This window comes from Rhodococcus sp. OS5, assembly GCF_056837585.1.
Genome location: NZ_JBWWRK010000002.1, coordinates 249,923 through 262,800 on the forward strand (window position 1 = coordinate 249,923; position 12,878 = coordinate 262,800).

Sequence of the window (12,878 nt, forward strand, 5' to 3'; positions counted from 1 at the left end):
TCACGTCATTGCTCCCATCCGTAAAACAGTGGCCACAATGCCGAGGCAGACTGACAGACCGATCGCCGAGTTGAGCACCGGATGCGACATCCGATACTTGTCCGCGCTCCCGTCGGCCGGCACGCTCCGCTCGCGCACGAGCGACGCCACTCCCAGGAATACCAGTGCAATCGCGAAAGCAATGGCACCGGCTGGCCCGATAACAATTTCCCACAACAACTTCAATTACCTCCCGTCGGTGTGAAGGTGATCCGCTCCAGAACGCGGACATTCGTGTTTTCTTCCTTGATGCGGTACATGCCGCTCTCGACAAGTTGGTCCGCGAAGTCCCACAGCCATCCGGGCGGCACCAGACCCGGAATCTCCAGTGCGGCAGCTTGACTCGAGGTCAAGAAGATGTAGTCGGCAGGAAATTGGGAGACGCAGTCGAATGTCCATACTCTGCATACGCCGCCGTCGGGCCACCTCATCTCGCCCACTCGGCTCATGCGCAGAACGCCTTCTCCGTTCGGCGGCAACATCGTCGTTCCCCTGGGCGCTTGGTCCAGCAAGGACCGAGCGGCAGAAACCACCTCGTGCGGGTTCCGTTCGAAAGCTGTGTTCAGGCCTCTGGTTGTCGTGAGCATTACGGAGGCCAGGAAGAGGGCTGCAACCAACCCCACGATGCTCAGCGTTGTGGTGCGTGGGATCACACGCATGATCGCTGCCGCGGCCAGGGGTGCAAGCACTGGCATCGAATAGACAAAGCAACGCAGGATGATTTCCCCGCCGTAACTCTGCGCCAGAACCAGGGTGAACGGCGCGATTACCAGTACAGCTGATGCCGGCGCCAGTTTGTGTCGACGGAGCAGCCACCATCCCGCGGTCGCGGTGAGCGCGATCGCGGCTGTCCATGCGATCCGCACGTATTGCATTTGGTGGTACGCACCGTCCCCGGATACTCGTGCACCTACACCGGACTGCAGCGACGAGCCCACCTTTCCCAGATCCCCCAGGATCACGTGTAAGTGGCCGGTCCAGTAGTCAGGCGCGCCGTAGCTGAGCCACCATACGAACAGGACTCCCACGGTGAGGGCGAGTGTGCGATACCGGATCATCCCTACTGCTGTCAGCAGTATCAACGTCACTATCAGCAGGACAGGTGTCAATTGGTGCGTGACCACCATCGCTGCGGCTATGACGACAAGTGTGCCCTCGACTGCGATCGTCCGGCCTGCACCGAGACCTGCGGGGCGCCCCGGTATTCGGCGCATCATCGTCGTCGCTTTCGCGCGCCATGTCAGCGCGGACGAGACGGGCAGTCTCGCGCTGTGCACGGACCACAAGAGCACGGACACGATGCTCAGGTACAGCACCATCGCGACTGCCTGCGGGGCGAAGTAGTCCTGCTGAAACCAGTTACCGCACAGGTACACGGGGACACCGACCCATGCAGTGCGGAGATTGTTCGTCACCATCGCGCCGACGATGTAGACCGGAACCATCATCAGCACGGAGAAGAAGAGCGGACTCCACAGCAGCAGTGCAGAGGCATCCGGCAATCCCGCGACGTCGACCAATGCTGCGCCGCCGTCGAAGAATCCTGACCAGCTGAATCGTGCATCAAGGCTCAGCGGGAGTGCGTGGAATTGACCGATGTAGTCGATGAAACCGACGTGGACCCAGGCGGTTCCGACCACTGCGCCGTCGTCGGCGACGCTCACACTCTGATACAGAATGGTGGCCAGGGCGATCGAGGACACTGCGCATACGATCGCGTCAGGGCCTCCGCGGCGGCGTACTCCGGCAGCAAAGCACACCAGGGTCAGTGCGAGCGCGCAGAAGTATCGCCACGACACCACGGCGATGAGTCCACGTGCGCCGACCGCGTCGAGGTCGATGATTCGTGTTTCCCATATCCACAGGGCCAGCGCGGTCAGCAAAGCGAACGTGCTGCCCAGGCGAAGCGTCGACGACATGGAGCTGCGTGTACCGGCGACCAACGCCGACCACAACCACGTGGGAGAGAGCTTCAGTGAATAGATTCGACTGCACACTACGGTCACGCACAGGGATGCGACGGTGATGGCGAAGCACATTCCGACTGGGGACCAGAAGCCTATTTTGATCTGCGCCAGGCCGGAGAGCAGATGCACAGCCAATGACACCGCCACGGCAACTGTCACCGAGATGGGTCTGTTCGGCAACCGAAGAAGTGCTGCCACTGGAACTCCGGGTACAAGAACCAGATAGATCACCGACAGGGCAACACGAAAACCGCCCCCCAGATCGGTGGCTGCAAGTATCGGGGTTGCTACTGACACAAGCACCGAGACAGCCAAGGTCCACGCCAGAAGGTACTCGTCCGGGGCTCGCGCCGGTCGAGGTGCACTAGACATCGAGGGGGAGTCGGCGCCGCCGCTGTGTTCGCTGAGAGCTCTCACCGACCGATTACCATCTCTCGCGTCGTATTCGCTCTCGAATCCTCCGCTGGTGACAGACTGAGTGTGCCGTTGGGAAGTCGGCGTCTGTCGAGGACGAAGCCGATATAGCTCCTGATGAAATGTGCGGGCCCCAAGGCGTATCCGGCCAGCTCTATCACTGTCAGTGACACCGGGTAGGTCGGGGACTTCCCATGATTCTTCTCCGAACGCGGATCAGACAATTCGGCAATTCCACGCGGAATGCCCTGCACGACGTGAGCGAGTTCGGCTGGTCCACGAACGGCGTGTCGGAGCAGGTTGCAACACATACCTACCCCGTATGCGTACATCTGTCGGCGAAGCTCCCGGTAGCTGTCGCGGTGATGGTGGTAAACGACGGCTGCTGGAAAGTAGATCAGTGAGCTGCCGGACAACACCACTCGCCTGAAGATATCCAAGTCTTCCCCACCTTTTGCCGGGGTGCCCGTACCCAGGAGTTCGTCGAACCCGCCGTTCTCCAGTAACCATGTCCTACGGAATGCCATGTTGTTTCCGGAACCGAATTCACTTCCGGTATAGGGGTATACAGGTCCTCTGCGCCCATCGCGGGACAGTGGATCCGCACTCGAATCGTGATGGGGCCAGGCCATGGTCTGGAATCCCTTCTCGAACCCGGTGCTCTCTTCGAACCATTGGTGTGATCGGGAATCGATCGCCGCTGGAAGCACCAACCCGGTCACGCACGCAATGGTCCCCGTGGTGTCGGTGCAGAACACCCCGGTGACGCGTTCGACCCAGTGCGGATCAGGCTCGGCGTCGTCGTCGGTGAACAAGATGATCTCGTCTGTGGCTGAACGTATTCCGGCGTTGCGCGCGGCGGAAACACCGCGCCGGCGCTCGCGAACAACCGACAGGCGCGGGTCGCTGCATCCGCTGAGCAGCTCGTCCACTTTTCCGCTGTCCGGGTCGTTGTCCACGACGATGACACGAAGGGATGCATGTGACTGAGCCAGGATCGATCGGAGAGTGCTTTTCAGACGCGGTTCTCGGCCGAGCGTACAGACGACGACGGTCACTGGGATCGGCGGCGGAACCATGAACCTTGGGTTGACCGCGTGGTCTCGCAGTATGCTCAACTCGTGCGATAGTGCGCTCGCAGATTCGAGATCGATTTCTCGCGAGGGAAGTACGAGTTCGAGGTGCTCTCGTAGAGGGCCTCCGAACTCGGCCCTGACCGCGTTGAGGAACTGCGCGTGTCCATGCAGATCACTGCCTGACTCACCGACAGAGTGCAGAACACCCAACGGGCTTCCTTGCACTGTCACGAAGTAGCTGCAATCCCTGGCTTCGACGGCGCCGAACACGAATTCCTCTGGCAGTTCTGCGAGATCCACCGTTATACGGGGGATCGATTCGAATACCTCCGGTGTCGATCGGCGGCGCCGTCTAGACCGCGCCGTTGCAGCGTGGGTCTTTGATATTCGCGCAACGATCCACCCTGATGCTGTGGCCGCTACCCCGATAGCTGTCCATGCTGCACGCTGCAGTCCGTCGACATCGCCTCGCGAAACCTCGTAGGCGTTGCGGACGATACCTGCCGGAAGTGCCACCAGCAGGTATCGGCGTTCGCTGGCCAGTGCTCGTTCGGGTCCGACCAAACGTGACAACTCGAATTTCGATCGTCCCTCGTCGAAACAGCGGCGGACGAAGTATTTTCTCGAACACCGATCTGCGCTGACGTGGTGGGAGACTCGCGCTCCGCTGATCCGTACGACAGCGCCCGGAGAGGACGTTCCGTGAACGCGGATTCCCATGTCCGTTTCTTCGCAGCCGGCAAGGGCGGACCCGTTGCGGCCCAGGTCTGTGTTGAAACCTCCGACATCGGCCAGGCATGACCGCCGGATGGCCATGTTCGCGCCGATCGGATTGCGAATCGGGCGGCCGGTGGCCGGCATCCCGACGTAGTCGCACCCGACTACCCATCCGAACTCCGGGGGAAACCAGTTCGGGGGTCTTCCGGAGTTTGTCGGCCACGATGGTGCGACTTCACCACCGACCATCATCACGCTGTCATCGACAAATGCAGCGCGAATTCCGGACAACCACCTCGGATCAGGTATCGCGTCGTCGTCGAGAAATGCGATCACTGTCGACGTGGATTGTTCGATACCGATGTTGCGGGCACCGGACAGTCCTGATCTCTCACGGTTTTCGACAACTGTGACTCGTGGAAACGATGTGCAGGCGCGCTCGTACAGAGCCCGACAGTGATCGACTACGAGCACTATCGAATCGCCGGTGCGAAGTTGTTCTTGGGTGGCACGAATTCCATGCTCGATGGTCGCCCACCGCTTCTCGGTGTGGCAACACATGACTACCGATATCGACAGATCAGCGACGATCAAGTGGCCTCGCCTTGAGTGAGCATGCGCGCGTTGACAATCCCCAATCCCGATGTCGGTGGTGTTTCGCGATGTAGGCGCAGGGTGGAGAGCGCTTTTCGTCGTTCTTGATCGAGGTTTTGCAACGATTGCACTGTTGCCCCGTGTGAGCGTTGACGTCGCCTTTCGGTCAACAATGTCTTCAGTACTCGTTTCCCGTCTCGCCAGGCATCGAGGTTGCTCACTCCGTGGATGCGAGAGCATTCTCTGCTCGCTACTTCTCGAACGACCAGTCCGCTGCTGGCGATGCGGCAGTTGATGACTGTTTCGATTTCGAATCCATCGCCCCACTGCATGCCGGTACCGGCAGGGCCGCTGGTGGGTAGATCGAGGACCGGGAGCACGTCACGCCAAAATGCGTTGTACCCGTAGCACAGATCGGTGTAGCGGGTGCCTAGTATGCGGTTGGCCAGCACTGTCAGCGCCCGATTTCCTGCGCCCCGGAGCACGGTGATGTCGTCGCTGCCGCCGCCTGCGGCGCACCGTGTTCCTTTTGCGAAGTCGGCGCCGCTCATCAGCGTTGAGACGAAGAGGTCGATCTCGCGTGCATTTGCCGATCCGTCACCGTCGAACATGACGATGATGTCTCCTCGCGCGGCCTCGAATCCGCAGATCAACGCGTTGCCCTTGCCTGCGCGGGGTTGAGTCAACAGTGTTGCGTCCGGACGCATCTGACGAACAAGATCGACTGTGCCGTCGACGGATCCGCCATCGACGACGACGAGTTCGTACTCCCGGGGGATGGTGGGAAGAACTCGTATCAGGTTCAATTCCTCATCCTTGACAGGAAGAATCACGCTCACTGTCGGATTAGGTGTCGCTGAACGCGTGTGGCTCGCTGTCGCGACGCGGTCGTTCAGGGAATCCATCGGCCTACCTTCGGGGAACGTATGTGCACAACATGTTTGGCAGAATTGGGGGCAAGAGTGAATCCTCGAGCCTCGAGAGACAAGTCGGCCCGGTGTTGGCGAAAGTTCCCGAGAATCGACGTTTATCCGAGAATGCGGTATCAGTTGACTCTGTGGGGCGTGCGCCCATAGTCTGCGGTTCACGATCGTCTGGAATTGGCGATCGGTCGACGAAACTCGAGGAATCTTTCGACCCGATGACTTTTCTTCCTCTCAGCAACAATCGGTTACATTCCCGCATCCACTACGTGGATTCACTACGGGTGCTACTGATGTTTCTCGGTATTCCCTTCCATGCGGCATTCGTGTATTCAGGGCTGCCCTGGTACACCGGTGAAAACGGCAATCCTGTGATCAGTGCGGTCGCAGCTTTCATCCATTCGTTTCGCATGCCCGCTTTCTTCTTGGTGGCCGGGATATTCGCCGCGCGCGCGATCAACAAGACGACCTTGGGTACGTGGATGCGATTTCGGCTCCGCCGCTTGGCGGTTCCGTTCATCGTGGGCACGACGATTCTGGGTCCGCTTCAACTCTTGATCATCGCGAAGACGCAGACTGGCCCGCCTGATCTCGTAGGGCGGTGGACCCAAATGCTGGTATTTCCGTCGTTGTGGGTCTTCCAGCTGTGGTTTCTGTTGAATCTTCTGATTTACTCCGCAGTTCTGGCTGTGTGTGTGTTGGTTTTCGGGCATGCTCGCACCAGCGCCTTTGTCGACAGATTCATCGAGGTGTGCACTCCGGGTCGCGCGCGGATCTTCTTGGCACTGGCTGCGTGCGGCACTGTGGTCACTGTGCTTTGGGCTGCAACGGTATTCATCGGAATCGACAGTGTCGCGTTGGGCTTTGTCAGCACTCGTTTACTCCTGCTTGACGCGCCAACTTTCGCGTTGGGTGTCGCGATCGGATATCGAGACGACCTACTCGCGCGCTTCAGCTCGTGCCCTGCGACTACTGCGGCAGTGACTGTTGTGTCGGCGATGTTGTTGGCGTGGATCGCTGGAGTCGACAATTTGGTTGCCGAGTTCGGGGAGCATTTCATGATTCCTGTAGTAGGTATCGCTATGGCGTCGGTGCTGATGACGGCTGCGAGGAAGTTCCTCGGGGCCAGTACGCGCATCACGTCGTACCTCGCCGATGCTGCAATGACCGTGTACGTCTTTCACAATGTGCTCATCTTGGCTCTCGCGCTGGTACTGCTGAACTACGCACTTCCCGGCCCCGTCGAATACGTCGTCATCATCGTCATCACCACTGCCGCTTCACTTCTGATTCACGCAGTGATATCCCGTGTGGGCATCTTGTCCGTGTTGTTCAACGGCCGACGGAGGCGTCGCGGCTCTGCAGTGCCTCAGCCGGGCAGTGCCATCACCACATGAGGGTTTTTGGTGACGGGATGTGAGAGCACGTGGGCTTCCACGTCGAAAACCTGCCGGATCAATGTCGGCGTGAGTGTCTCTCGCGGGTTTCCGAAGGCCACGAGCTCACCGGATTGGAGTACCCCCACTGCGTCGGCATGAGCGAGGGCGTGGTTGAGGTCGTGGACAGCGAGTAGCACGGTGACGTTCAGGGCAGAGAGCAACGCAAGTAGTTCCAACTGCGCTCGGACGTCGAGATGGTTGGTCGGTTCGTCGAGGATGATGACCGGTGCTTGTTGTGCGAGTGCCCGCGCCAGGAGGACTCGTTGTCGCTCTCCCCCGGACAGTGATGAGAAATAACGGTCGGAGAAAGCCGAGACATGAACCGTGTTCATTGCATCTCGAACGATCTCGCGGTCTTCGTCGTTGTCGGTTTCGAAGTATCCCTTGTGCGGCGAACGTCCCATCGCCACGATCTCTCTGACCGTGAAATCGATTCCGTCGCCTTGATGTTGAGTTACCACTGCGCGGTGCTTGGCAACCGCTTTCACGGGGGTTTTCCAGATATCGTCCCGCCCGATGTAGACGGTACCCACGGTCGGTTTGAGTGCCCGATAGATCGCGCGGAGCAGTGTCGATTTTCCGGATCCATTGGGTCCCACCAGTGCTGTCAGAGAGTTGTTTTCAGCGACGATGCTGATGTTTCGAACCAGGGTGTTGTCGTCGATTTCGACGGTGACGCCTTCGGCGCTGACTTTCATGTGCGGCTTTCGGCTCGGCTGGTCTTGAGTAGCCAGAGAAAGAAGGGGCCTCCGATGGCGGCAGTGAATATCGTCAACGGATACTCGTTGGGTGGGTCGATTCCCCGGGCGACCAGGTCGATCAGCACCAGGAACGCGGCCCCGAAGAGCGCAGCAACCGGGAGTAGACGCCGGTAGTCGGCGCCGACGAGGAACCTCGCGATGTGAGGGATCATAAGGCCAACGAAACCGACTCCGCCGGCCATACTCACCGCCACTCCGGTTAGGATCGCGACGACGACTATCAACAAGATGCGCAACCGGTTCACGTTGACACCCAACGCTATCGCGTCGTCGTCGCCCATTGCGAGGGCGTTGAGATTGCGGCCTTGAAACGTCAGCCAGAGTGCACAGCCGATCACCGCGATTGCAGGCACGGCGAGCTTGCCGAATTCCGCGCCCGCGACGCTTCCCATCATCCAGAACAGTATTCCCCGTACCTCGGCAGGCTCGGAGTGCAACTGCACAAGGCTTGTACCTGCCAGGGCCACTTGTCCTACGGCAACTCCGGCAAGAAGTATTCGGGTTCCGGTGAATTGGCCGGATCGATGAGCGAACAACAGCACGATGATCAGTGTGATCATCGCGCCGCTGAAGGCTGCTACCGGAACCCCTACCGCTCTGAGGATCGGTGCCGTGCTCGAGGACATTGCGATGACGGCCGCCAGAGAAGCGCCTGAAGACACTCCGATGACGAACGGATCGGCGAGCGGGTTGCGGATCATTCCTTGGAGAACAGCCCCGGCGAGAGAGAGTGCGGCCCCCACGAGGGCCGCGTACACCACCCGAGGGAATCGTAGTTTCCAGACCACCATCTGGTACAGCTGATCAGGTTCGGGACCGATGCCGAGAACTTTGTAGCGCAGCACTGCCCAAACTTGATCGATGGGCACGGATATCGAACCGAAGCAGATTCCCGCCAGTGCTGCAACTGCGAGCAGAACGGTGCACGCGACGAGGACTATTCCGACAGGAAGGCGTGCCAGTTTTCCGGGTGCGGCCACGTGCTATCAGAAGACGTCAGGATGCGCTGCGCGAGCTATCTTTTCGACCGCCGCAGCATTGGCGGGACCGAGGTAGATTCCGTCGGACACCTTGACGTAGGACTTGTTCTGGGATGCGCTCCACTGGGGGTATGCCTCGAATAGCTTTGCGGCCTCGGCGTCGAGGTCCTCGTTCGGGCGGTAGGCACCGATAACGAGGACGTCGACATCGGCAGCTGCCAATTGTTCCGCGCTCAAACTCGAGGTAAGTCCCCATCCTCCGTCTGGGAATGTGGGTTCTCCACCGGCCGAGCGGATCACGGAGTCGTAGATGTTGCCGGAGAAGATCGCGGGAAGTCCGTTGGCGTTCATCACTGCCATGTCGGGGAACGCGATCAGCATGTTCTTGGCAGGAAGATCGCGCACTGCGGTTTTCACGCTGTCGATGCGCCCTCTGAGCTCGGCGGTAACCGTCTCCGCCTTGTCCGGCACGTCGAAGATCTGGCCGAGCAGGGAGATGAACTCCAACGACGAGTCCACCGATCCTTGTTCGTAGCGTTTCTGTTCTTCGTCGGTCACGCCACTCGGTTTGCCGTATGCGCAATTGACGGGGTTGACGATGGAGTTGATTCCGGACTCCGCCAACACTTCTCGGCTCGCGAAGCCGAACTTGCTATCGAATCCGCCTGAGAAGGTGGAGATGACAAGGTCCGGCCGTAGCGCCAGCGCTTGCTCGGCGGGCACATCGAACGCCGCATTGAGGGACAATCCACCCTTGGGCAGAGCGTCGACCTTCTGCTCCATGCCTGGAATATCGGAAACCCCGTAGTACTGCGTGTTGGCGATGACCGAATCCTGCAGTCCCAGTTCGATCATCGTTTCCGCCTCACCGACGGACGCACCTTGCAAGATCAGCACACGACTCGGGGGTTGAGTGAAAGTTTGCTGGTATCCGCAGTTGTCGATGGTGAGCGGATATGAGATGGAGCCTTCACCGACGCTCTGCTGGGGAGCAGTCGACGCAGTCTCGGTACTCGAACACCCTGTGGAGACAACAGCAACGACAACTGCCGTAACCCCCATGAGTTTCCAGGCGCGCTTGGTCATCAGACTTCCTCGGTTCGAATATCGGCGCAGATCACGCTCGGCAATAATGCTTTCGACCTACTAGTCGAGTTCGGTTGGTGATCAGTTCCAAACGCTTTATAACATTTAGGTCACGTCAGTGGTTGCGTCTCGACGCCTGCGCCGTCGCGATCTCCACCTGATCGCCACCGCGGCACCGAGGATGCAGGCCCCCGCCGCTACCATCTCCATCGAGGGGATGGCCCACAGCACTTGCTGTACCGGCGGTGCGACAGGCGGGTTGGGAACGTCGAAGCCGCTGACACGGTTGGGCACGAAAGCCACTCCGGCGCCGAACCGCACCAGCGGCCACACCCCCGCGATTGTCGCTTCGCCGGCGAACGTGGATTCCGGGACCAGTTCGACCAGCGCGAGCGCGTCAGGCGATGCGTCAATCCTGTGTGAGTAGAGCCCCTCCAATCCGGGAACGATCGTGCCTGCGACGGTCATGTTTCCCGAGTTCGTCACGGTGTATTTGATGTGTGCCGAACCTGGACCGATCCCGAGATCAGCGCGCGTGTATCGGGCTGAGACAAGATCTATGGTGACCTCGGGCTGAACAGGGCCCACCACTCGGGCGTTGATTCGCAGATACTGAACTTCCTGGGGAAGTCCTTCTGCACCAGAACTTTTGACGAAACGGGCTTCGAGCGCCATGGTCTGATCGCCGACATCGGCGTTGGGCGGCGCACTGATCGTGTACGAGATGACGGATCGTTCGCCACCGGGGATGGTCAACGATGTCGGAGTTTGGAAGTTGATCGAACTCTCGCGACCATCCGAAGTTTCGGGCGGCGCGTTCCACGTCAGCGCTCCGGCCTCGTCCGTCGAAGCCACGACAACACGAAGGTCAAGTCTGATCGGACTGGAGGTGAAGTTGGCGATCGCGGCATGATCGACGACATCTGAGGCGGGGACGAGCGCCTGATGCACGCTTACTCTGTCCATGACGCCGTCAGCGTCGGAAGGCATGATGGACCACGAAATCTGTTGCGGTTCCGAAGAAGTGGGAATAGACGGAATCTGCGCCGAGACTGAACTGGCACCTGGGACGAGAATTCCGATGATGGCCAGTGCGCCGAGAAGGGCACGAACAGGCTTGTTGGCGAGTAGATTTCGCCGTTGCACAGGCGCATCGCCTGTTGCGGTCGTGTTGCTCATTCATCTCACCCTGACGTCAGATCGGTTCCAGGGGGTTCACCGTTGTTTCAGTAAGCCACGACGTCTCGGTGGCGGTCCGCGTGCGTGGGCCACAGGAGGGGTCGGGTCTGAAGGCCAGAACCCGAGGAGAGGCTAGCGCACCGAGGTCAGATCGAACATCGGCGCGCATGCGGCGGGGATCTGACCACTCACGGTTCCTACGCGACGTACGGCCCGAATCAGGTCACGCACGCTGACGGGTCAGGCGAGTTCTTCTCCGGGCGCGCCCAATCGATTCGCGGCCACGAGTTCGCTACGGGCGCGCGCGACACGAGAGCGTACCGTCCCGATCGGACACCCCGCCACCTGCGCAGCCTCTGCATAGGACAACCCGAGGACCTGCGTGAGAATCAAGGCCTCACGCCGCTCGGGATCGAGCGCAGCCAAAAGCATGTTCACTTCGACTATCTCTTCGTACCGAGGCCCCGCCGAAGAACGCTGCTGATCGGCCGCTACCGTCCAATCGACACTGTGCGCGATACGTGGACGCGCCATTGCCGCGCGAACCTGATCGACAACCACACGACGAGCAATCGAGAGCAGCCATGTCCGAGCCGACGACTGTGCAGCGAACCGGGGAAGGCTCTTGATCGCCCGCAAGAACGTCTCCTGGGTGAGGTCGTCAGCACTGGACACCGTGCTCAGATGAGCGACGAAACGCCACACATCGCGCTGCGTCTCGCGGATGAACGCCTCCAACGCGCGTGCATCACCGCGTCCCGCTTCGAGAGCAAGCGCGGTCACCCGATCATCGATGTCCTGCTGATTCGCCACAAGCAGACAATAGCCGGGACCTACCGGGAACTTTCCGACCGCCCTACGCGACAATCTTCATGTGGACTGCGAAGTAGCTCGAGAGGCCCTCTCCGCGCGGATCGACGGAGAACGCGAGTTGGTGCCGTCGGCGAGGGTGGACGAACACCTGACGGAATGCCGCGAATGCTGCGCCTGGCACGCCAGTGCAGTCGAGATGGCTCGCCTGCTCAAGGTGCGCCCGTCAATGCACACTCCCGATCTGACGAAGGACATTCTTCAGCAGGCAGGTATACAAGCGCAGCAGCAACGCGCCCACCGTGTCCGAGACTGGATATCGGGCGGGATGCATCTTCGGGCGGTCCTGGTGACGATCGGCCTCGCCCAGACAGCGCTTGGTCTCGCTCAAGTATTCGGCGTGCACTTCGGGATGCTCGCCGGCCACGCACACAGTACGGACGGTATGACCGCTGCCCCCGACACGAGCGCTCATCTGTTCAACGAGAGTACGGCCTGGAACATCGCGATCGGTATCGCACTTGTGGTGGCCGGCGTTCGCACTCGAACGGTGTCAGGCTTGGTGCCCATTCTGTCTGTTTTCGTGATGGTGTTGACCGGTTTCGTGATCTCGGATGCGATCTCGGGTCAGGTCACGCTCTCACGGATAGCTTCTCATCTGCTCGTAGTAGCGGGGTTGGCTGCTGTCGTTGCAGCGAATCGACACTTCCGTCAGCAGGGCACTCCCCCACCCGGTCGTACTGTCAATTCGGTACCGACGCCGCTCTCCGAGCTCGCAGATCTACCGACTGGGGCGAAGTTCGGGCGTAGTCGAGGACATCTGAGGTCGGCCGACGACCCTGCTGCTTGACGCCGATTTCGATTCGCCACGCTTGGACATGGAGTTTTAACGA

At 60.1% G+C, this 12,878-nt stretch carries 11 protein-coding genes; 2 read left to right on the forward strand and 9 right to left on the reverse strand.

What is annotated here, in order from left to right; genetic code table 11:
• From ACVZUB_RS31115 to ACVZUB_RS31130, 4 genes are read right to left on the reverse strand one after another with little or no spacing between them, the layout of a single operon-like run.
• On the reverse strand, positions 1–225 hold the full coding sequence (locus ACVZUB_RS31115; RefSeq protein ID WP_482628895.1) for a hypothetical protein: 225 nt from the start codon (positions 223–225) through the stop codon (positions 1–3).
• On the reverse strand, positions 222–2,378 hold the full coding sequence (locus ACVZUB_RS31120) for a hypothetical protein (RefSeq protein WP_482628896.1): 2,157 nt from the start codon (positions 2,376–2,378) through the stop codon (positions 222–224). Before ACVZUB_RS31120 ends, ACVZUB_RS31115 begins: the two co-directional genes overlap by 4 nt.
• A gap of 41 nt (positions 2,379–2,419) precedes the next feature.
• On the reverse strand, positions 2,420–4,807 hold the full coding sequence (locus ACVZUB_RS31125) for a glycosyltransferase (RefSeq protein WP_482628897.1): 2,388 nt from the start codon (positions 4,805–4,807) through the stop codon (positions 2,420–2,422).
• Positions 4,804–5,712, reverse strand: a complete 909-nt coding sequence (locus tag ACVZUB_RS31130; protein ID WP_070386777.1) for a glycosyltransferase family 2 protein — start codon at positions 5,710–5,712, stop codon at positions 4,804–4,806. The genes ACVZUB_RS31125 and ACVZUB_RS31130 overlap by 4 nt, the downstream gene beginning before the upstream one ends.
• A gap of 236 nt (positions 5,713–5,948) precedes the next feature.
• Between ACVZUB_RS31130 and ACVZUB_RS31135 the strand changes: the two genes are divergently transcribed.
• Positions 5,949–7,127 (forward strand): acyltransferase family protein, encoded by a 1,179-nt coding sequence (locus ACVZUB_RS31135; protein ID WP_482628898.1) that lies wholly within the window; start codon positions 5,949–5,951, stop codon positions 7,125–7,127.
• On the opposite strand, the gene ACVZUB_RS31140 is transcribed toward ACVZUB_RS31135, so the two are convergent.
• The 5 genes from ACVZUB_RS31140 to sigC all read right to left on the reverse strand — a co-directional run bounded on the left by ACVZUB_RS31140 (position 7,100) and on the right by sigC (position 11,988).
• Positions 7,100–7,867 (reverse strand): ABC transporter ATP-binding protein, encoded by a 768-nt coding sequence (locus ACVZUB_RS31140; protein ID WP_482628899.1) that lies wholly within the window; start codon positions 7,865–7,867, stop codon positions 7,100–7,102. The two genes, ACVZUB_RS31135 and ACVZUB_RS31140, sit on opposite strands and share 28 nt — an antisense overlap.
• Positions 7,864–8,910: a FecCD family ABC transporter permease gene (locus tag ACVZUB_RS31145; RefSeq protein WP_482628900.1), complete on the reverse strand. Its 1,047-nt coding sequence runs from the start codon at positions 8,908–8,910 to the stop codon at positions 7,864–7,866. The genes ACVZUB_RS31140 and ACVZUB_RS31145 overlap by 4 nt, the downstream gene beginning before the upstream one ends.
• Positions 8,911–8,916: 6 nt before the next feature.
• Complete coding sequence (locus tag ACVZUB_RS31150; protein ID WP_482628901.1) at positions 8,917–9,996, reverse strand: ABC transporter substrate-binding protein; 1,080 nt, start codon at positions 9,994–9,996, stop codon at positions 8,917–8,919.
• Positions 9,997–10,101: 105 nt separating this feature from the next.
• On the reverse strand, positions 10,102–11,175 hold the full coding sequence (locus ACVZUB_RS31155; RefSeq protein ID WP_482628902.1) for a hypothetical protein: 1,074 nt from the start codon (positions 11,173–11,175) through the stop codon (positions 10,102–10,104).
• 240 nt (positions 11,176–11,415) lie between these two features.
• The gene (gene sigC / locus ACVZUB_RS31160) at positions 11,416–11,988 is read right to left on the reverse strand and encodes an RNA polymerase sigma factor SigC (protein WP_482628903.1); all 573 of its coding nucleotides are present in this window, start codon (positions 11,986–11,988) and stop codon (positions 11,416–11,418) included.
• A gap of 61 nt (positions 11,989–12,049) precedes the next feature.
• Here sigC and ACVZUB_RS31165 point away from each other — a divergent pair, with 61 nt between their 5' ends.
• On the forward strand, positions 12,050–12,835 hold the full coding sequence (locus ACVZUB_RS31165; protein WP_482628904.1) for a zf-HC2 domain-containing protein: 786 nt from the start codon (positions 12,050–12,052) through the stop codon (positions 12,833–12,835).
• Positions 12,836–12,878 lie beyond the last annotated feature (43 nt).